Here is a 19,591-nt window from a genome sequence, read left to right as displayed (position 1 = left end):
TTCTCCCGCGAGGGGAGAAGGGAGGTTCGTGAGTCGCTTGCGCGACTTTCACATTAATGAAAAAAGCCCTATCGCCAGGGATAGGGCTTTGTACCGCCGGGCTGGCCTGTGTTGCCGTAGCCAGCGTGCCGTTCACTCCGCAGCAGGAACAATGCTCACGGTGCGCCGGCGCTGCGCGCCTTTGATGGCAAATTGTACGTGCCCGTCGACCAGCGCAAACAGCGTGTGATCCTTGCCGAGGCCCATGTTCTCGCCTGGGTGAAAGGCCGTGCCACGTTGCCGGACGATGATGTTGCCGGCGCGTACCAGTTGCCCGCCATAGCGCTTGACGCCCAGGCGTTTTGCTTCGGAATCGCGGCCGTTACGTACACTGCCGCCAGCTTTCTTGTGTGCCATGAGTCAGGCTCCTCTCAAATCAGGCTGAAGGGTCGAGCGTAGCGTCATTGGCAATCGCGTCAACCCGAATTTCGGTGTAATTCTGACGATGCCCCTGATGCTTCTGGGAATGCTTGCGACGACGAAACTTGAAGATCCGGATCTTGTCGTGACGACCTTGCGAAAGCACAGTGGCCTTGACCGAGGCGCTGGCGATAAGCGGTGTGCCGATGACCACCGTTTCGCCTTCGCCAAGCATGAGAACATGGTCAAAGGTGATTTCTGCGCCAACGTCTGCCGGTATCTGTTCTATTTTCAATTTTTCGCCGTTGACAACGCGATATTGCTTGCCACCGGTTTTTATGACCGCGTACATGTTGGACTCCAAAGAACTGAACGAAGTGAGACGAAGAACCGCGCATTATACGTAATCTTCCTGCTCCGTCAAAGAGTTTGCGATCGTCACCAGCCCTGACGCATGACCCAGCCGAATCAGGCTCATTTGCCGGTAACGCCCGCTTTTGCGGTCGAGGCGGTCAAATTGCGGTTGGCTAGCGGCAAAGGACGGGTGGTGGAGTCAGCCAGGAGGATGCCGAAAGAATTTTTTGGACGGCGGTACGATCGCCAGGCGAGCCTTTCCGAACGCGGCGTACGCCGCGCTCGAGAGGATGTTTCGGGTACGCCTGTGTGAGGTCACTCAAGTTGAAGCAGGAATGGAGCGGCGAGGAGCGCGCGGATTCGTGCTGGGTCGAGCCAGGGGGCGGCGCAGGAGCTTCGAATGAAGGCGATGGCACCGCGCACGCCGAGTTGCTGATAGAGATCGCGTAGCTGTCGGGTGAAGCGTGCCAGGGTATTGAACACATGCGCCAGGCGCATGAGGAGGTGATAGCCTTTCATGGCATTCCAGTCGAGGGCAAAGGCATGCTCGTAGTGGTAGCCCTGATGTTTTTCGACGAGGAAGCCCGCTTCGATGCCCCAGCGGTGGCGGGCCCCGAGGTTGCAGCGCTCATGGACATTGTCTTGGCTGAGCGGTTGGCTGGAGAGCCAGGCGTGGCGCGATGTTTCGGTGACGGTCCTGGCCTGTTCATCGATCTTCTCCCAGCTTTCCTCACAGACCACCAGATTCAGCTTGAGACGCTGACGCCCGTTGGCAGCGAAGGCGTAGTCGATGTCGTTGACCCAGCTGAAGTGTTGTCGGCGTCTTCCCCAACCGCGCTGCACAACTTGTGGCTTCAGGGCGTGGAGCGCGCGGAACTCCTGCCAGACCGTGGACAAATCCTTGTCCTTGAGCACGATCATGAACTGCCAGTGGGCGCGCAAGCAGCGCCGCATCACCGGCCCGTTGGCGTAGAGGCCGTCGAGCAGGAGCAGGATCGGCAGGCGGGGGAACAGCGTCTTGAGCCGGTCGCTCAAGCGCACAAAGCCGCGCAGCTCGCAGTCCTGCTTTTGCGCTTCGGGTTCGCCCAGCGCGTGTTCGAGGAACTCGCTGAGCAGTGGGATGACCAGGCCGTTGTGGAAGGCAAAGCTGGCCTCGAGGACGTAGACGAAGTACTGGGTGTGACGGGTTTCCTCCTTGCCGACGGTACGTTGCAGGAGTTCCTCCGTCCAGAGGGTGTCGCCAGCGAGCTTCTGTGAGCCGTCGATGGCGATCGGATAGCAGTGGTCGATCAGATAGCGGCGAAAGTTCTTGCCGCGAATCAGCCGCCTCACCAGATCGACGTGGGCCTGTTCGAGCTGTTCAAGGTCAATGTCGCGCAACAGCCGAAACAGGGTGTCGGCGTGTGGCAGGGTATCGATCTCCGGGAACAGCAGGTGGAGGTTGGCCATGAACTGGGGACGGGATATTTCGCGGTTGGTCTCGCGCCGGGAGGAGAACTGAAAGACGAACATCAGCAAGCCGTAGAGCAGAAGCACGGTCAGCTTGTGCCGGCGCTTTTTGGGATCTCTCGGGTCGGGAATTTGTTCCAGTTGAGCGAGCAAGGCGGGCAGCTCTTTGCGCAGGAGGCGCATCTGTTTGCTCACGGCGTCCTCGCGGGCCTTTTGTTCCTCGTCGACGGTCGCGAAGGCCGAGCTTCTGTTGGGCAATGGAGCGGCTGAGTGGGGGACTTGTCCCGTTGCGCGCAGCTTCGCGTTCAGTACCTTCTCCTGCCGTTTCTTCTCTGAGCGCAGCTTCTTGATGGCCACGCGTGTCGGGCGACGGCAAGGTTTGCTCATGACCGCGGGCTCCCCGGCGCGGCACACAACGAGGCGCAAGCATCCGAGGTCAGCGCTTTGACCCACACCTGGCGGGGCGTGCTGTGATAGGACTGGCCAGGGCGGGCCAGCCCGCGCCCGCTGCTTGCCCCAAGCAACTGCCAACCGGCGGCACGGTAGCAGGTGCCGGCATAGTGACGCGGATCGACGAAGGTCTCCAGCAGCAGGGGCTCGAAGCCCCAGTGTTCGAGCCAGTCCGCGCGTGTGCGGCGCGCGAGTTGCCCGAGCACATGACTGGCCAGATGCGGCACCCGGACGTGCGGAAAGATCAGGAAGCGGCTGTTGTTCACCACCCGCGCCAGGTTCTCGCGGCGGGCCTGGGCCGTCCAGCCGATCCACTGATCGCGCACGGCCACCGCGCGGGCAGCACCGGACAGCAGGACGCAGCCCAGCCGCCGGTCGCCCGCCGTGATAAAGTAGCGCAGCCGGTAGCCGAAGGCCCCCTGGAAACCCAGCGGGTGCCAACGCGCCACCAGCGCATCCCACTGCGCCACCCGGGTCGCGTCGCGAACCACTTCCAGGGACACCGGCGCGAGCGCCGACAGGGCGCAGTGCACCGCCGGCTCGGCAACGGGGGCGACGGATGCCGAGGGCGGCGCGCAACGGCGCGGCGGCGAGGGCCTCAACGCAGGCAGTACCAGCAATCCGGCCGCCTGCAAACGCTCCAGGAAGTCCAGGCAGGCGCTGATCTTCGCCGTCCCCGTCAGGGTGGTCCAGCCCAGGTGCTCGCAGACCGTCGCCGCCAACTCCTTGCGTGCCAATCCCGGCAGCCACGCGACCGTCGCGCAGAGCTCGGCAATCTCCGTCGCGCTGAACACGCGACCACAGTGCACCCATTCCCCCGCACTCGTTGCAAGCATCGCAAAACCTCCGACTGAAGCGCAGATTGATTACGCTCCACCTATCCTGCCAGAAGTCCGCCCGGCTGTCTAGCCCTCTTGTGCGAAGGTTTTTTTTGCCTGCCCACCGCAACGCCTTGCCACTACTGGGCCGGCGTCGTCATGCTTCAGCGCTGGATCGTCACGGCCATCTGTCGCTTGACGCAAGACCGGCCGGCGCCTAAGATTCGCGGGTTTTGTGCCAAGGTGCCTTCTCGTGAGAATGGAGCAGTTGTATAGCCTGATCGGGGCGGACATGAAGGCCGTTGACGCGGTGATCCGCCAGCGCCTCCATTCCGAGGTGGCTTTGGTCTGTCAGGTCGCCGAGTACATCGTTCAGAGCGGTGGTAAGCGGCTGCGTCCGGCGCTGGTGTTGCTGTCGGCCGGGGCATTGGGCTACCGAGGCCGCCATCATCACGAGTTGGCGGCGGTGATTGAATTCATCCATACGGCGACCTTGTTGCATGACGATGTGGTCGATGGCTCAGATTTGCGGCGCGGCCGTGAAACGGCCAATGCCCTGTTCGGCAATTCGGCCAGTGTGCTGGTTGGCGATTTCCTGTATTCGCGGGCCTTCCAGATGATGGTGGTGGTCGACGACATGCGCATCATGCAGGTGTTGTCGGATGCGACGAACGTCATCGCCGAGGGTGAAGTGCTGCAGTTGATGAACTGCCATGACGCGGGGATCGATGAGCAAGGCTATCTGCAGGTCATTCGCTACAAGACAGCCAAGTTGTTCGAGGCGGCTGCGCAACTGGGTGCCATCCTTGGTGGTGGTGACGCAGCGGTCGAAAAGGCGATGGCCATTTACGGCATCCACCTGGGTACTGCGTTTCAGTTGATTGATGATGTGCTCGATTACTCGGGGTCCGAAGTTGAGACCGGCAAGCATCTGGGCGATGATCTGGCTGAAGGCAAGCCGACTCTGCCGCTGATTTTTGTGCTGCGCAATGGCAACCCGGAACAGGCTGCCTGCGTACGGCGCGCCATCGAGAACGGCGGCCGCAACGATTTCCCGCTGGTCCTGGCCGCCATTCGTGCAAGCGGCGCGCTGCAATACGCGAAGCAGAAGGCCAAGGCCGAGGCTGAACTTGCTGCCGCCGCTCTCGATGTTCTTCCTGCTTCTCAATACAAGGATTCCTTGTTAGAATTATGCCTCTTCGCTGTTGCTAGAAATCATTAGCGCAGTTGTCGCCTCGGTCGGGGCGTAGCTCAGCCCGGTAGAGTACTGCGTTCGGGACGCAGGAGTCGGAGGTTCGAATCCTCTCGCCCCGACCAACCGTTTCACCACGGCCTTTCTGGCTGTTGCTGCATAGCGTGACATTCGTGGTTGCGCGTGATCCGTGATGTGACAAGCCGCAATCCTCCTCGCGGTAATCGCGATACCGGTGGCCTGCGCCATAATGCGAGCGAGTTTCTCGCCGCTGCGGGTCTTCGCTGGCGAGGCTTGCTTCTGCCATCCTGTGCTTTGCGGCGTCTCCGTCCGGGGGAGCCCAGGCTATGCTTGAACGCTGCTCTCGGCTTGTCTTTCAATGACGAAATATCTACTGCTAATCGGGCTGGTCTGGGCCGTGTGGTGGTTCTGGCGCAAGTCGCGGATGTCGTCACGCGGCAGCGCTGCCCGCCACACCGCTGTCCAGCGCGATCCCGAACGCATGGTGCAGTGCGCGCGCTGCGGCGTCAATCAGCCGGTGAGCGAGAGTATTCTCGTCGAGGGCCGCTATTACTGCAGCGCAGCCCATCTCGACGATAGCGCGTCCGACGACGCCTGAGCGGCCATCTTGATCTCCGCAACGCTCGGCGTTGAGCATTTCTCCGCGACGCACTGGAAGTCTCTGCGCTACTTCAACCTCTACCGTTTCGTTGTCGCCACGCTGCTGTTCACGTCGGCGCTGCTCTATCCCTCGGCTTTTTCCATCCTCAGTCCGAACCAGAGTCTGCAGCACCTGGCCTTGGCCAGCGTGTACCTGTTGAGCACGACGCTGGCAGTGATCCTGGCGTTTCGTCATCGCTGGCATGCCAGAATGCAGTTGACGGCCAGTGTGCTGGTCGATGTGCTGGTGATGACGCTCTTGATCCATATTGGCGGCGGTCTGGATAGCGGCCTTGGCGCGATGCTGCTGGTGACACTGGCCGGTGCCGGTCTGGTCGGGGAGGGGCGCCTGGTGTTGTTCTATGCGGCGATGGCCACTCTGGCGCTGCTGTTCGAGCACGCCTACCGGGCTCTACAGCACGATATCGATGTGGCCGGATTCTTTCACGCCGGCTTGTTTAGTGCCGGCTTCTTTGCGGTGGCGGTTTCGGCTCGCTTGCTGGCCCGCCGGGTCATCGCCAACGAGGCCCTGGCGCTTCAGCGTGGTGTCGATCTGAACAACCAAACGCTGATCAGTCAGCGGGTCATCGAGGAAATGCAGGACGGCGTGGTGGTCCTTCGCCGTGATGGTCGGGTCAAGCAGTGCAACCCGCGCGCCAGGCAAGTGCTGGGCCTCGACGGCAGCCACGAAGATGTGTTGGCCGAATATTCGCCTGAACTGGCGCTCGGTTTCGTCGAGTGGTGTCGGAGCGGCAGTGACGAGGTGGTGCTGGCGCGAGTTCCTGCGAGTGGCATGCAGTTGCGAGCGAGGTTTGCGCCGAGTGAGAGTTCGGACAGCGATGTGCTGGTTTTTCTTGAGGATCTGGGTCGCCTGCAGGAGCAGGCTCAGCAGCTGAAGCTGGCCGCCCTCGGGCGCCTGACGGCCAACATTGCGCACGAAATCCGCAATCCACTATCGGCGATCAGTCATGCTGGCGAATTGCTGCGTGAAGAACGCCGTGGCGAGACGTACGAGCGCTTGCTGCGCATCATGCTGGATAATACCCGCAGGCTCGAGCGTATCGTCAGCGATGTGCTGGAGCTTGGGCGTCGGGATCGCGCTTATCGGGAACTGATCGACTTGCGTGCGACCTTGCCGTTGTTGGTCGAGGAATATCTGGCCAAAGAGGCGCTGTCGGCCGATGTGGTGCGCCTGGAGTTGTCGGGTGTGGCGGCCCTTTGTTTTGATCGTTCGCACTTCCATCAGGTGTTGGGAAATCTTCTCGGCAATGCGCTGCGCCATTCGCAGCGCATTGCCGGCAGTGTGCGTCTAGTGGCTTGTGACGGCAAGGCAGAAACGCAGGTGGAATTGCACGTCATTGACGACGGTGAAGGGGTTGGCGAGGCGCAGCGCGAACACATCTTCGAGCCGTTCTTTACGACGCATCATCGTGGTACCGGTTTGGGTCTCTACATCGCGCGCGAGTTGTGCGATGCAAACGCTACCCTGCTCGAACTGCACGCTTCCGGGCCGGGGGCCGATTTTTGTTTGTTGGGGAGGTCTTCAGGGTGTCACTAGTCAAGATGGAGCGTCGCCCGCGCGGCGAGTTGGCGAGAGTGCTGGTGGTTGATGACGAGGCAGACATTCGTGAACTGCTCGACCTGACGGTGGCGCGTATGGGCTTGTCCGCAGACTGTGCGGCAAGCGTTGCCGAGGCGCGAGGATTTCTCGCAGGGCAGCACTATCAGTTGTGTATCGCGGACATGCGCCTACCCGATGGTGACGGTCTTGAAATCGTCAAGCTGATCGGCGAGCATTACGGGGAGACGCCAGTGGCGGTGATCACGGCCTTCGGCAGCGCCCAGAACGCCGTCGCTGCGCTCAAGGCGGGTGCCTTTGACTACTTGGCCAAGCCGGTCGCCCTGGAGCAGTTGCGCAGCCTGATCAAATCGGCCCTGCGCTTGCCGCGCCAGAAGGGCGACGAGGGCGACAGGCAGGCGGCCGCCGCGGCAGGCCAACTGATCGGCGCCTCGGCGGCGATTGAGAATGTTCGCCAGTTGATCGACAAGCTGGCGCGAAGTCAGGCGCCGGTCTATATCTCGGGCGAGTCGGGAACCGGAAAGGAACTCGCTGCGCGCCTGATTCACGATCAAAGCTCACGACGTGCGGCACCCTTTGTCCCCGTGAATTGCGGTGCGATTCCCGAAAATCTCATGGAGAGCGAATTCTTCGGCTATCGCAAGGGGGCTTTCACGGGCGCCGATAGTGACCGCGAGGGTTTCTTCCAGGCAGCTAAAGGAGGGACGCTCTTTCTCGACGAAGTCGCAGATTTGCCATTGGCGATGCAGGTAAAGCTGTTGCGTGCCGTGCAGGAGAAGAAAGTCCGCAAGGTGGGTAGTGCCGCCGAAGAAATCGTCGACGTACGCATCATTTCGGCGACCCATCAAACGCTCAAGGCCTGCGTCGATGAGGGGCTCTTTCGCCAGGACCTTTACTATCGGCTGAACGTCATCGAGCTGCGCATGCCGCCGCTACGCGAGCGTCACGAAGATGTGGCGCCGCTGGTGGTGGCTCTGCTGGCACGCATCTGTGGCGAGAAACCGCCGCGTCTGGAGCCGCAAGCCTTGCGCGCACTGGAAAACTACAGTTTTCCAGGCAATGTGCGCGAACTTGAAAATATTCTCGAACGCGCCACCGCCTTGTGCGTTGGCAATGCGGTGGTCGTTGACGATCTGCAACTGGCGCCGAGGGCGGCACCTGGTGACAGCGTCGGCCGGGACGGGGAAACGCTCGACGACTATATCAACCGTATCGAGAAGCAGGCGATCCTGGAGGCCTTGAGCAAAACCGCTTTCAATCGTACGGCGGCCGCCAGGCTGCTCGGTGTGAGCTTCCGTTCCTTGCGCTATCGCATCGAGCGCCTGGGCATCGAGGAGTGACGCTGCGGCGCGATGCTGTCGTTGGCGAGCCGGCGGCTGACGGTTGGTTGCCCGGCGCAAGGCGAGTCGAATCGGCCAATCATGACGCTCGCCCGGAAGGAGAAGTCGTGTCATTGATCGTGGTGCATGCGATCAGCCTGCCGCCGGGAGTGTTCGGTGGTGAGGGGATTGTTGGTCTATTCAGCAATTGTCTGGACGCGTCCGCTCATCCCTACTTCGCGCAAATCAGTAGCTTGCGGGTTTCGGCGCATTTTCTGCTTCGTCGTGACGGCGAGCTGATTCAGTTCGTCTCCTGCGCCCAACGTGCCTGGCATGCGGGTCTGTCGAGCTGGAACGGACGCCAGCGTTGCAACGATTTTTCTCTGGGAATCGAACTCGAGGGCTGCGACGACATGCCTTTCGAAACGGCGCAGTACTGCGCTCTTCGCGAGCTGATCCGCGCCTTGTGCATGGCCTACCCGATTGAAGCCGTTGTTGGCCACAGCGATATCGCGCCCGGTCGCAAGACCGACCCGGGCCCTTGTTTCGACTGGCGTCAGCTGGCGTCGATCGGTGATTTCCCGGGAGCTTGCCGCTGACGGCCTGGCGCATCGAGTAGAGGCCGTTTTCAAGAGCGCTCAGCCGAGAAAGCGGCGAATTCGGTCGACGGCTTCAGCCAAACGTTCGACGCTGGCCGTGTAGGCAAAGCGCACGTATTTTTCGGGCTGGTTGCTACCGAAGTCGAGGCCGGGCGTGATGGCCACGCCCGCTGCCTCGAGCAAGTCGCGCGCAAAGCGATCGCTGTTGTCGGTCAGCTCGCTGCAATTGGCGTAGACGTAGAAAGCGCCCTCCGGCTTGGCCGCTTGACGGAAACCGAGCTCGTCCAGCGCTGGCGCCAGGAAGTCGCGGCGGCGCTTGAACTCCCGGCGCCGTTCCTCGAGGATGCTGAGGGTGGCTGGCGAGAATGCGGCCAGCGCCGCATGCTGGGCCGGCGTTGATGGCGAAATGAACAGATTTTGCGCCAGCTTCTCGATGTCGCGTGTGAAACGCTCGGGAACAACCAGCCAGCCCAGTCGCCAGCCAGTCATGTTGAAGTACTTGGAAAAGCTCTGCACGACAAAAATGTCATCACCGAACTGCAAAGCCGTTGCTGCGTCACGCTCGTAGGTCAGGCCGTGGTAGATCTCGTCGGCCACCAGTTGTCCACCTTTCCGGCGCACAAAGTCGGCGATATCGGCCAGTACATCGTCATCGAGCAGGGTGCCCGTGGGGTTGGCCGGCGAAGCCAGCAAAACACCGGCCGTACGTTCCGTCCAATGCGCTTCCACTTCGGCCAGCGTTGGCTGAAAGTTGTTCTCGGCGCGAACCGGGATGTTGACCGGTCGTCCGTCGAAGCTGCGCACGAAATTGCGGTTGCACGGATAACCCGGATCCGAGAGCAACCATTCGCTGCCCGCTTCCGCGAGGCAGGCCATGCTCAGCAGCAAGGCGCCTGAAGCGCCAGCAGTGATCACTATTCGTGACGCCGGGACATCGACGCCATAGCGCGTGGTATAGAAAGCAGCGATGGCTGCACGCAATTCGGGAAGTCCGAGAGCTGGCGTGTAGAACACACGGCCGCTGGCAATATGCGTCTGCGCGGCGGCGACAATCGGCTCGGGGGTCGGGAAATCAGGTTCGCCGACCTCCATATGGATAATGTCGCGTCCTTCGGCTTCCAGCGCTCTGGCGCGGGCCATCAGTTCCATGACGTAGAAGGGGGCGATGTGAGCAAGGCGACTGGCGGGAAAGGTCGGCATGGTTCGTCGGTAGCGCTTCTTGGCAAAGGGACCAGTTTAACGATTGCGCGTGATCGAGGCCAAAAAAAAAAGCCGCCCGAAGGCGGCTTTCCACGACCAGGCTGGGGTCGGGATCACGGATCAGGCAGCAAAGCCTTGCTCGAGTTCGTCGCGGATGCTTGCCAGCTTGGGAGGCAACTTGTTGCCCATCTTCTCGAACCATTCCTTGACGCCATCAAGCTCGCTCTTCCAGGCTTGCTTGTCGAGGCTGGTGACCTTGGCGAATTCCTCCTTCGAAAAATCGCTTCCTGACCAGTCGATGTCCTCGTAGTTGGGCATCCAGCCGAGGGTGGTCTTGTTCGCTGAAACCTTGCCTTCGCAACGGTCGATGATCCACTTGAGGACGCGCGCATTGTCGCCGAAGCCCGGCCATGCGAACTCGCCTTTTTCGTTCATCCGGAACCAGTTGACCATGAAGATCGGTACCGGCGTGTCGGCGGCGCTGCCCATTTTCAGCCAGTGGTTGTAATAGTCGGCCATGTTGTAGCCACAGAATGGCAACATTGCGAACGGGTCGCGGCGAACCACACCTTGCGCGCCGAAAGCGGCGGCCGTTGTTTCCGAACCGAGCGTCGCAGCAGCATAGACGCCGTGATCCCAGTCAACTGTCTCGCAGACCAGCGGCACCGTCGAGGCGCGACGGCCACCGAACAGGAAGGCCGAGATCGGCACCCCTTCCGTGCTCTCCCACTGCTCATCGATGCACGGGCATTGCGAGGCGGGAGCGGTGAAGCGGGAGTTCGGATGCGCGGCCTTGGTGCCCTTCTCCTTGGCGATGGCTGGCGTCCAGTCGTTGCCCTGCCAGTCGATGGCGTGCTCGGGGGCCGGGCCCATGCCTTCCCACCACACATCACCATCGTCGGTCAGCGCGACATTGGTGAAGATGGTGTTCTCGGCTAGCGAGGCCATGGCGTTGAAGTTGGTCTTGTCATTGGTGCCGGGGGCTACGCCGAAGAAGCCCGCTTCCGGGTTGATGGCGTAGAGACGGGTGACGCCGTTGGCATCCTTGCGCGGCTTGATCCAGGCGATGTCGTCGCCGATGGTGGTCACTTTCCAGCCGCTCAGGGTGGCTGGCGGGACGAGCATGGCGAAGTTGGTCTTGCCACAGGCCGACGGGAAGGCGGCAGCGACGTAATGCTTCTTGCCCTCGGGCGATTCGACGCCCAGGATCAGCATGTGTTCGGCCATCCAGCCGTCATCGCGCGCCATATTCGAGGCAATGCGCAGGGCCAGGCACTTCTTGCCGAGCAGCGCGTTGCCACCGTAGCCGGAACCGTAGGACCAGATTTCGCGTGTTTCGGGATAATGGACGATGTACTTGGTGGTCGGGTTGCATGGCCAACGCGGATCTTCCTGGCCGACTTCCTTGGGTGCGCCGATCGAATGCACGCAGGGAATGAAGCTGCCGTCGGTGCCGAGGACCGGGAAAACGGCCTTGCCCATGCGGGTCATGATCTTCATGTTGACCACGACGTAGGCACTGTCAGTGATCTCGACGCCGATCTGCGCGATCGGTGAGCCAACCGGGCCCATCGAGAAGGGAATCACGTACATCGTGCGACCCTTCATGCAGCCTTTGAAGACGCCCTTGAGTATTTCGCGCATCTTGGCCGGGTCTTCCCAGTTATTGGTTGGGCCGGCGTCTTCCTTTTTCTCGGAACAGATGTAGGTGCGGTCTTCGACGCGCGCCACGTCCGACGGATCGGAAAAGGCGAGGAAGGAGTTCTTGCGCTTCTTGAGCTTGGTGAAGGTGCCGGCTTCTACCAGTTCGGCACAGAGACGATCGTACTCTTCCTGCGAGCCGTCGGCCCAAACGACCTGGGCGGGCTCGGTGAGGGCCGCAATTTCGGCCACCCATTTTTTCAGGCCTTCATGTTTGACGTAGTCCGGGGCGTTGATGGAAACACTTTGGTTCATGGTAATCACTCTCTAAAGTAGGTGGAGGAGCGGAATTTACCGTGGCGTGGCGCGCGCGGAAGCGGACCAACGGAGCCCGGACCGGCGATGGCCCGTCCAGCTCAGTCGGGGGCGACGCGTCGGTCGCGGCTGGAAAACAAAAACGCGGTGCAGGCGGGGGGGCTCGGCATGCTAGGCGTTGGTACTGCAAGGTTGTCTGTGTTTGTGTAATTATGCCACAGGTCCGACTCGAACTGACGATCCATTGACACCTGCCGTACTGTCGGCAAGGCTGCCTGGAGCACTTCGGGGCTGATCGTTAGTCGATTGTTGGGGCGCCATCAGCATCCGCTGTGGCTTGTCATACGCTGCCAGGAGAATAAGTCATGAGCAAAGAAAAAGACCAGCTGCGTGCAGCCGCTCTCTTTTACCACCGCAATCCGAAACCGGGCAAGGTGGCGATACTGCCAACCAAGCAACTGACCAATAACTATGACCTGTCGCTGGCTTATTCACCGGGGGTGGCTGCCGCCTGCGAAGAGATTGTCGCGTTTCCCGCCGAGGCGAGCACGCTGACGTCGCGCGCCAATCTGGTGGGTGTGATCACCAATGGGACGGCTGTTCTCGGACTCGGCGCGATTGGTCCGCTGGCGGCCAAGCCGGTCATGGAAGGCAAGGCGGTGCTGTTCAAGAAGTTCGCCAACATCGACGTTTTCGACCTCGAGATTGAAGAGCGCGATCCCGATAAACTGGTCGAGATCATTGCTTCGCTGGAGCCGACCTTTGGCGGCATCAATCTTGAGGACATCAAAGCGCCGGAGTGTTTTTACGTCGAGCAGAAACTACGCGAACGGATGAAAATTCCGGTCTTCCATGATGATCAGCATGGTACGGCGATCGTCGTTGGGGCGGCGATTCTCAATGGCCTGCACCTGCTCGGCAAGGATCTCGACAAGGTCAAGCTGGTGACCTCCGGCGCTGGCGCTGCGGCCCTGGCCTGCCTCGATCTGCTGGTGATGCTCGGAATTCCGGTCGAGAACATCTGGGTGACCGACATCAAGGGGCTGGTGTACGCGGGGCGGGTCGAGGACATGGACGAGATCAAGGCGCGCTACGCCAAGCAGACCGACGCGCGCACGCTCGGCGAGGTCATCGCCGACGCCGATGTCTTCCTGGGTTTGTCGGCCGGTGGCGTCCTGAAGAAGGAGATGGTGGCCAAGATGGCGCCTTCGCCGTTGATCATGGCGCTGGCCAACCCCAATCCGGAGATCCTCCCGGAGGATGTCAAGTCCGTGCGCAGCGATGCGATCATGGCCACCGGGCGCTCGGACTATCCCAACCAGGTGAATAACGTCCTCTGCTTCCCGTTCATCTTCCGTGGCGCGCTTGACGTCGGAGCGACAACCATCACAGAGGCGATGAAGCTGGCAGCAGTCAGGGCCATCGCCGAACTGGCGCGTGCCGAGCAGTCCGAGGTGGCGCTCAAGGCGTACGGCGAGAAGGTCGCCAACTTCGGCCCCGAGTACCTGATTCCGAATCCCTTCGATCCTCGCCTGATCAGCAAGATTGCACCGGCAGTTGCCGAGGCGGCCATGGCATCAGGGGTGGCTACGAGACCGATCAGGGACCTGGAGGTGTACCAGGACAGCCTTGACGAGTTTGTCTATCACTCCGGCCTGATCATGAAGCCGGTCTTTTCGCAGGCCAGGCAGGCGCCGCGACGTATCGTCTTTGCTGAAGGCGGTGACGACCGCGTGCTGCGCGCGGTGCAGGTGATCGTCGACGAAGGCATCGCCAGACCGATTCTCATCGGCCATCCGGGTGATATCGCCCGCAAGCTTGAGGCCGCGAACCTGCGCGTTCGTCCGGGAATCGACTTCGAGGTCATTTGTGCCGGCCATAGCAGTTTTTTTGACGATCATTTCGAAACTTACTGGCGAGAGTATCGACGGCTGATGGAGCGTAAGGGCGTTTCGGTAGATTTCGCCAAGCGTGAGGTGCGCCGTCGGCCATCGCTTTTCGGGGCGCTGATGGTCCGCATGGGCGACGCCGACGGCCTGATCTGCGGCACTTCTGGTCGTCACCGCAATCACCGCGAGCACGTCGAGAACGTCATTGGTCTGGCGCCGGGGGTGAAGAGTCTGTACGCGATGGGTGTGCTGCTGCTGCCTGATCGCACCCTGTTCATCGCCGATACCTATATCAACTACGAGCCAACGGCTGAACAACTGGTGGATATGACGCTGCTCGCTGCCGACACGGTTCGCCGTTTCGGTGTGACCCCGCGCGTGGCGCTCCTTTCGCATTCGTCTTTTGGTTCGGAGAATACGCCGACGGCCCTGAAGATGCGTGACACGCTGCGTCTGCTGAAGGAGCGCGCGCCACGCCTGGAGGCCGAGGGCGAGATGCACGGTGACGCCGCCATCGATGATGAAATCCGCCAGCGCGTGTTTCCGAGTGACGCGCGCTTGAAAGGGCAGGCCAATCTGTTGATAATGCCAACCCTTGATGCGGCCAACATCTCGTTCAACCTTCTCAAGGTCGCCTCGGGTAACAACGTCACCATCGGGCCGATTCTGCTCGGAGCTGCGCAGCCCGCGCATATCCTGACGCCGACGGCGACGGTGCGCCGCTTGGTCAACATGACTGCTCTGGCGGTTGTCGACCGGCTGATGAGCGAGCGCTGAGCGTCGGGCGCGGTCGTACTTCGACCCGCTGGCTGCTGTTCGAGAAATCCGATGCCGCCGCGCTGAGCGATCTCGCTTGACGCGGCGGCAGGGTGCGTGGCGATGGCGTAAACCAGCGCTGAAGCATGACGACGCCGGCCCAGTAGTGGCAAGGCGTTGCGGTGGGCAGGCAAAAAAAACCTTCGCACAAGAGGGCTAGACAGCCGGGCGGACTTCTGGCAGGATAGGTGGAGCGTAATCAATCTGCGCTTCAGTCGGAGGTTTTGCGATGCTTGCAACGAGTGCGGGGGAATGGGTGCACTGTGGTCGCGTGTTCAGCGCGACGGAGATTGCCGAGCTCTGCGCGACGGTCGCGTGGCTGCCGGGATTGGCACGCAAGGAGTTGGCGGCGACGGTCTGCGAGCACCTGGGCTGGACCACCCTGACGGGGACGGCGAAGATCAGCGCCTGCCTGGACTTCCTGGAGCGTTTGCAGGCGGCCGGATTGCTGGTACTGCCTGCGTTGAGGCCCTCGCCGCCGCGCCGTTGCGCGCCGCCCTCGGCATCCGTCGCCCCCGTTGCCGAGCCGGCGGTGCACTGCGCCCTGTCGGCGCTCGCGCCGGTGTCCCTGGAAGTGGTTCGCGACGCGACCCGGGTGGCGCAGTGGGATGCGCTGGTGGCGCGTTGGCACCCGCTGGGTTTCCAGGGGGCCTTCGGCTACCGGCTGCGCTACTTTATCACGGCGGGCGACCGGCGGCTGGGCTGCGTCCTGCTGTCCGGTGCTGCCCGCGCGGTGGCCGTGCGCGATCAGTGGATCGGCTGGACGGCCCAGGCCCGCCGCGAGAACCTGGCGCGGGTGGTGAACAACAGCCGCTTCCTGATCTTTCCGCACGTCCGGGTGCCGCATCTGGCCAGTCATGTGCTCGGGCAACTCGCGCGCCGCACACGCGCGGACTGGCTCGAACACTGGGGCTTCGAGCCCCTGCTGCTGGAGACCTTCGTCGATCCGCGTCACTATGCCGGCACCTGCTACCGTGCCGCCGGTTGGCAGTTGCTTGGGGCAAGCAGCGGGCGCGGGCTGGCCCGCCCTGGCCAGTCCTATCACAGCACGCCCCGCCAGGTGTGGGTCAAAGCGCTGACCTCGGATGCTTGCGCCTCGTTGTGTGCCGCGCCGGGGAGCCCGCGGTCATGAGCAAACCTTGCCGTCGCCCGACACGCGTGGCCATCAAGAAGCTGCGCTCAGAGAAGAAACGGCAGGAGAAGGTACTGAACGCGAAGCTGCGCGCAACGGGACAAGTCCCCCACTCAGCCGCTCCATTGCCCAACAGAAGCTCGGCCTTCGCGACCGTCGACGAGGAACAAAAGGCCCGCGAGGACGCCGTGAGCAAACAGATGCGCCTCCTGCGCAAAGAGCTGCCCGCCTTGCTCGCTCAACTGGAACAAATTCCCGACCCGAGAGATCCCAAAAAGCGCCGGCACAAGCTGACCGTGCTTCTGCTCTACGGCTTGCTGATGTTCGTCTTTCAGTTCTCCTCCCGGCGCGAGACCAACCGCGAAATATCCCGTCCCCAGTTCATGGCCAACCTCCACCTGCTGTTCCCGGAGATCGATACCCTGCCACACGCCGACACCCTGTTTCGGCTGTTGCGCGACATTGACCTTGAACAGCTCGAACAGGCCCACGTCGATCTGGTGAGGCGGCTGATTCGCGGCAAGAACTTTCGCCGCTATCTGATCGACCACTGCTATCCGATCGCCATCGACGGCTCACAGAAGCTCGCTGGCGACACCCTCTGGACGGAGGAACTCCTGCAACGTACCGTCGGCAAGGACGAAACCCGTCACACCCAGTACTTCGTCTACGTCCTCGAGGCCAGCTTTGCCTTCCACAACGGCCTGGTCATCCCACTGCTCAGCGAGTTCCTCGAACACGCGCTGGGCGAACCCGAAGCGCAAAAGCAGGACTGCGAGCTGCGCGGCTTTGTGCGCTTGAGCGACCGGCTCAAGACGCTGTTCCCCCGCCTGCCGATCCTGCTCCTGCTCGACGGCCTCTACGCCAACGGGCCGGTGATGCGGCGCTGCTTGCGCGCCCACTGGCAGTTCATGATCGTGCTCAAGGACAAGGATTTGTCCACGGTCTGGCAGGAGTTCCGCGCGCTCCACGCCCTGAAGCCACAAGTTGTGCAGCGCGGTTGGGGAAGACGCCGACAACACTTCAGCTGGGTCAACGACATCGACTACGCCTTCGCTGCCAACGGGCGTCAGCGTCTCAAGCTGAATCTGGTGGTCTGTGAGGAAAGCTGGGAGAAGATCGATGAACAGGCCAGGACCGTCACCGAAACATCGCGCCACGCCTGGCTCTCCAGCCAACCGCTCAGCCAAGACAATGTCCATGAGCGCTGCAACCTCGGGGCCCGCCACCGCTGGGGCATCGAAGCGGGCTTCCTCGTCGAAAAACATCAGGGCTACCACTACGAGCATGCCTTTGCCCTCGACTGGAATGCCATGAAAGGCTATCACCTCCTCATGCGCCTGGCGCATGTGTTCAATACCCTGGCACGCTTCACCCGACAGCTACGCGATCTCTATCAGCAACTCGGCGTGCGCGGTGCCATCGCCTTCATTCGAAGCTCCTGCGCCGCCCCCTGGCTCGACCCAGCACGAATCCGCGCGCTCCTCGCCGCTCCATTCCTGCTTCAACTTGAGTGACCTCACACAGGCGTACCCGAAACATCCTCTCGAGCGCGGCGTACGCCGCGTTCGGAAAGGCTCGCCTGGCGATCGTACCGCCGTCCAAAAAATTCTTTCGGCATCCTCCTGGCTGACTCCACCACCCGTCCTTTGCCGCTAGCCAACCGCAATTTGACCGCCTCGACCGCAAAAGCGGGCGTTACCGGCAAATGAGCCTGATTCGGCTGGGTCATGCGTCAGGGCTGGGCGTAAACGTCTTTCTTGGACTCCGAAGACTTGATGTGCTACATTACTTAGTCTGTCTATCCCCTTATTTTTTCAGCTGTTGGTTCGCGGGTGGTGGGCTGTGCGGGAATTGTTGCCAATTATCGGATCATGCAGGAGGCTTGCGATGCGGACGATGCTGAGAGCAGTAGTGCTGTGGGGCGTACTGGTGGTGGGTGCCGGTTTGGCCTCAATGGAGGTGGTGCACGCGGCAGACAAGGCTGGCAGCAAGAGCGAAGTGCAGAAAAGCAAAGCACCGACGACGCAAAAGGCCAAGGCGCGACCGGTCAGCAAACAGAGTTCGAGCAAGATCGTCGCGCAGCAAGGCAAGACAGTACCGCCGGTGTCGAAGGCTAAATCGACCGGCGTGGCCAAGGCCAAATCCACCCGCGTGGCCAAGGCGAGTAGTTCGGCTGCCCGGGCGGGAAACAGCAAGTCTTCGCGCGCAGATCGGAGACCGGGAAATGTAGCCCCGTCGATGGCATGGCATGGCCAGGAGCATCTGGCGGTCCGCTCGGGCTCGGCCCTGGTGATCGCGCAGGATGGCGGTGAGGCCCTGTACGAGAAGAACGCCAGAATCGTTGTTCCCATCGCTTCGATCACGAAAATCATGACGGCGATGGTCGTACTTGACTCGATGCCCAACTTGCAGGCACCGATTACCATTACCGACGACGATGTCGACTACCTGAAGGGGAGTCGATCACGCTTGCAGGTGGGCTCTGTACTCACCCGTGAAATGGCGCTTTTGCTGGCGCTGATGTCTTCGGAAAATCGTGCCGCAAACGCCCTTGGACGTCACTATCCGGGCGGCTTGGGGGCCTTCATTGTGGCGATGAATCGCAAGGCAGCGTCGCTGGGAATGAGCCGAACGCATTTCGAGGATCCCACCGGCCTGACCAGCAATAACGTTTCGACCGCGCACGATTTGGCACGAATGGTTGCCGCCGCCTATCGCTACCCCTTGATTCGCGAGTTTTCGACGACCTCCGGTGTCACCGCCGAAGTAAAAGGGCGTGACCTCGAATATCGCAATACCAATCAGTTGGTCAAGAGCCCGGCTTGGGAAATCGGTCTGTCGAAGACGGGCTACATTCAGGAGGCGGGCAAGTGCCTGGTCATGCAGGCGCGCGTCGCCGATCGACCGGTGGTGATCGTACTGCTTGATTCGTCTGGCAAGCAGACTCGTATCGGCGATGCGAATCGTATCAAGCGCTGGATGGAGAGCGCGTCGGCAGCGGGCAAAGCAACGCCCGCGTGACTTCCAACAGCGGTCGACAGCCACGGTGCGCCGTGGCTTTTTTTTTGTCGATGGGGCACCCGATCAGGCGTGGTTTCTGCGATCATTCCCGACCCGTGCCGGAGGGGTGGGGGTTTCGTGCAGGGGTCGTGCTTCAGGGCTGCTGTCAGGCGCTGCGTCGGGAATCCGGCCGTGGGCGCAGCGGTGGCTTGACTGCCGCTTGGGAAAATCGCCCTCCCGCGTTTGCTGGTGCGCGAATTCTTGCGTTGCTTGTCTGGTAGGATGCGCCGTGATGGAAAAGCTTCTTACCATTAAATTCGTGACTTGGATTGGCCGGGCGCTATTGCTCTGCCTGCTGGCGGCCGCTCTGACTGCCGGGAAAGCGCAGGCCCAGCCAGCTGAGCCGGAGATGGTTGCCGTCGCTCATCCGGCGACCAGCGAAGAAGCGATTTCGCGCGCGACCTTGCGCGCAATCTTTGGCATGCTTTTGCAGAAATGGCCGAACAACACCGCGGTGAAGGTCTTTGTTCTGCGGGATGACGCGCCCGAGCATGCCACTTTCAGCAAGAGTGTGCTGCAGGTGTTCCCCCACCAATTACGAATGGCATGGGACCGTCAGGTTTTTTCGGGTCAGGGGCAATACCCCGAACAGCTTGCTTCGACCCAGGAGATTCTGTCTCGGGTGGCGTCCACCCCAGGCGCCATGGGTTACATCAAGGCGAGCGAGGTTGATCACAATGTCCGTGTACTCCAGGTTCGCTAGGGCCGCCTCTGGC

16 protein-coding genes and 1 tRNA gene are annotated in these 19,591 nt (G+C 61.6%); 11 read left to right on the top strand and 6 right to left on the bottom strand.

Annotated elements, in window-relative coordinates; genetic code table 11:
- Positions 1 to 132 precede the first annotated feature (132 nt).
- The 4 genes from rpmA to V5B40_RS20890 form a co-directional block, all read right to left on the bottom strand.
- A complete protein-coding gene (gene rpmA, locus V5B40_RS20905) occupies positions 133 to 396 on the bottom strand; it encodes a 50S ribosomal protein L27 (RefSeq protein WP_332356325.1) in 264 nt (87 codons plus the stop codon).
- Between the two features lie 19 nt (positions 397 to 415).
- Positions 416 to 751: a 50S ribosomal protein L21 gene (rplU, locus tag V5B40_RS20900; protein ID WP_332356323.1), complete on the bottom strand. Its 336-nt coding sequence runs from the start codon at positions 749 to 751 to the stop codon at positions 416 to 418.
- 317 nt (positions 752 to 1,068) lie between these two features.
- Positions 1,069 to 2,589, bottom strand: coding sequence for a transposase family protein (locus V5B40_RS20895; RefSeq protein ID WP_332356321.1), 1,521 nt, complete (start codon positions 2,587 to 2,589; stop codon positions 1,069 to 1,071).
- The gene (locus V5B40_RS20890; RefSeq protein WP_332352692.1) at positions 2,586 to 3,488 is read right to left on the bottom strand and encodes a DUF4338 domain-containing protein; all 903 of its coding nucleotides are present in this window, start codon (positions 3,486 to 3,488) and stop codon (positions 2,586 to 2,588) included. The genes V5B40_RS20895 and V5B40_RS20890 overlap by 4 nt, the downstream gene beginning before the upstream one ends.
- A gap of 241 nt (positions 3,489 to 3,729) precedes the next feature.
- Here V5B40_RS20890 and V5B40_RS20885 point away from each other — a divergent pair, with 241 nt between their 5' ends.
- From V5B40_RS20885 to ampD, 6 genes are all read left to right on the top strand, one after another.
- The gene (locus V5B40_RS20885; protein WP_434735897.1) at positions 3,730 to 4,692 is read left to right on the top strand and encodes a polyprenyl synthetase family protein; all 963 of its coding nucleotides are present in this window, start codon (positions 3,730 to 3,732) and stop codon (positions 4,690 to 4,692) included.
- A gap of 18 nt (positions 4,693 to 4,710) precedes the next feature.
- A tRNA-Pro gene (locus tag V5B40_RS20880) sits at positions 4,711 to 4,787 on the top strand.
- 254 nt (positions 4,788 to 5,041) lie between these two features.
- The gene (locus V5B40_RS20875; protein WP_332356318.1) at positions 5,042 to 5,281 is read left to right on the top strand and encodes a PP0621 family protein; all 240 of its coding nucleotides are present in this window, start codon (positions 5,042 to 5,044) and stop codon (positions 5,279 to 5,281) included.
- A 9-nt stretch (positions 5,282 to 5,290) separates the two neighbouring features.
- Positions 5,291 to 6,880: a two-component system sensor histidine kinase NtrB gene (locus V5B40_RS20870; protein ID WP_332356317.1), complete on the top strand. Its 1,590-nt coding sequence runs from the start codon at positions 5,291 to 5,293 to the stop codon at positions 6,878 to 6,880.
- Between the two features lie 5 nt (positions 6,881 to 6,885).
- Entirely contained in the window at positions 6,886 to 8,241 is a 1,356-nt protein-coding gene (locus tag V5B40_RS20865; protein ID WP_332356396.1) for a sigma-54-dependent transcriptional regulator, read from the top strand.
- Between the two features lie 2 nt (positions 8,242 to 8,243).
- On the top strand, positions 8,244 to 8,819 hold the full coding sequence (gene ampD / locus V5B40_RS20860; protein ID WP_332356394.1) for a 1,6-anhydro-N-acetylmuramyl-L-alanine amidase AmpD: 576 nt from the start codon (positions 8,244 to 8,246) through the stop codon (positions 8,817 to 8,819).
- 39 nt (positions 8,820 to 8,858) lie between these two features.
- On the opposite strand, the gene V5B40_RS20855 is transcribed toward ampD, so the two are convergent.
- Together V5B40_RS20855 and V5B40_RS20850 are read right to left on the bottom strand one after the other, a co-directional pair.
- Complete coding sequence (locus V5B40_RS20855; RefSeq protein WP_332356315.1) at positions 8,859 to 10,019, bottom strand: pyridoxal phosphate-dependent aminotransferase; 1,161 nt, start codon at positions 10,017 to 10,019, stop codon at positions 8,859 to 8,861.
- A gap of 120 nt (positions 10,020 to 10,139) precedes the next feature.
- Positions 10,140 to 11,975, bottom strand: a complete 1,836-nt coding sequence (locus V5B40_RS20850; RefSeq protein WP_332356313.1) for a phosphoenolpyruvate carboxykinase (GTP) — start codon at positions 11,973 to 11,975, stop codon at positions 10,140 to 10,142.
- Between the two features lie 365 nt (positions 11,976 to 12,340).
- Between V5B40_RS20850 and V5B40_RS20845 the strand changes: the two genes are divergently transcribed.
- The 5 genes from V5B40_RS20845 to V5B40_RS20825 all read left to right on the top strand — a co-directional run bounded on the left by V5B40_RS20845 (position 12,341) and on the right by V5B40_RS20825 (position 19,578).
- Positions 12,341 to 14,641, top strand: coding sequence for an NADP-dependent malic enzyme (locus V5B40_RS20845; protein WP_332356311.1), 2,301 nt, complete (start codon positions 12,341 to 12,343; stop codon positions 14,639 to 14,641).
- Between the two features lie 268 nt (positions 14,642 to 14,909).
- Complete coding sequence (locus tag V5B40_RS20840; RefSeq protein WP_332352692.1) at positions 14,910 to 15,812, top strand: DUF4338 domain-containing protein; 903 nt, start codon at positions 14,910 to 14,912, stop codon at positions 15,810 to 15,812.
- A complete protein-coding gene (locus V5B40_RS20835) occupies positions 15,809 to 17,329 on the top strand; it encodes a transposase family protein (protein WP_332352691.1) in 1,521 nt (506 codons plus the stop codon). Before V5B40_RS20840 ends, V5B40_RS20835 begins: the two co-directional genes overlap by 4 nt.
- Positions 17,330 to 17,702: 373 nt before the next feature.
- Complete coding sequence (gene pbpG / locus V5B40_RS20830) at positions 17,703 to 18,836, top strand: D-alanyl-D-alanine endopeptidase (RefSeq protein ID WP_332356310.1); 1,134 nt, start codon at positions 17,703 to 17,705, stop codon at positions 18,834 to 18,836.
- Positions 18,837 to 19,107: 271 nt separating this feature from the next.
- Positions 19,108 to 19,578: a hypothetical protein gene (locus V5B40_RS20825; protein WP_332356308.1), complete on the top strand. Its 471-nt coding sequence runs from the start codon at positions 19,108 to 19,110 to the stop codon at positions 19,576 to 19,578.
- Positions 19,579 to 19,591 lie beyond the last annotated feature (13 nt).

Origin of the sequence: Candidatus Accumulibacter meliphilus, assembly GCF_036625345.1 — a bacterium.
Classification (GTDB): Bacteria; Pseudomonadota; Gammaproteobacteria; order Burkholderiales; family Rhodocyclaceae; genus Accumulibacter; species Accumulibacter meliphilus.
This window is presented reverse-complemented; position numbering and strand designations above follow the sequence as displayed.

Coding starts and splice junctions, on each gene's coding strand:
- V5B40_RS20845 (WP_332356311.1), top strand. CDS start 12,341: ATGAGCAAAGAAAAAGACCAGCTGCGTGCAGCCGCTCTCTTTTACCAC.
- V5B40_RS20835 (WP_332352691.1), top strand. CDS start 15,809: ATGAGCAAACCTTGCCGTCGCCCGACACGCGTGGCCATCAAGAAGCTG.
- rpmA (WP_332356325.1), bottom strand. CDS start 396: ATGGCACACAAGAAAGCTGGCGGCAGTGTACGTAACGGCCGCGATTCC.
- V5B40_RS20895 (WP_332356321.1), bottom strand. CDS start 2,589: ATGAGCAAACCTTGCCGTCGCCCGACACGCGTGGCCATCAAGAAGCTG.
- V5B40_RS20850 (WP_332356313.1), bottom strand. CDS start 11,975: ATGAACCAAAGTGTTTCCATCAACGCCCCGGACTACGTCAAACATGAA.
- pbpG (WP_332356310.1), top strand. CDS start 17,703: ATGCGGACGATGCTGAGAGCAGTAGTGCTGTGGGGCGTACTGGTGGTG.
- rplU (WP_332356323.1), bottom strand. CDS start 751: ATGTACGCGGTCATAAAAACCGGTGGCAAGCAATATCGCGTTGTCAAC.
- V5B40_RS20890 (WP_332352692.1), bottom strand. CDS start 3,488: ATGCTTGCAACGAGTGCGGGGGAATGGGTGCACTGTGGTCGCGTGTTC.
- V5B40_RS20840 (WP_332352692.1), top strand. CDS start 14,910: ATGCTTGCAACGAGTGCGGGGGAATGGGTGCACTGTGGTCGCGTGTTC.
- V5B40_RS20865 (WP_332356396.1), top strand. CDS start 6,886: ATGGAGCGTCGCCCGCGCGGCGAGTTGGCGAGAGTGCTGGTGGTTGAT.
- V5B40_RS20875 (WP_332356318.1), top strand. CDS start 5,042: ATGACGAAATATCTACTGCTAATCGGGCTGGTCTGGGCCGTGTGGTGG.
- V5B40_RS20855 (WP_332356315.1), bottom strand. CDS start 10,019: ATGCCGACCTTTCCCGCCAGTCGCCTTGCTCACATCGCCCCCTTCTAC.
- V5B40_RS20885 (WP_434735897.1), top strand. CDS start 3,730: ATGGAGCAGTTGTATAGCCTGATCGGGGCGGACATGAAGGCCGTTGAC.
- V5B40_RS20825 (WP_332356308.1), top strand. CDS start 19,108: ATGGAAAAGCTTCTTACCATTAAATTCGTGACTTGGATTGGCCGGGCG.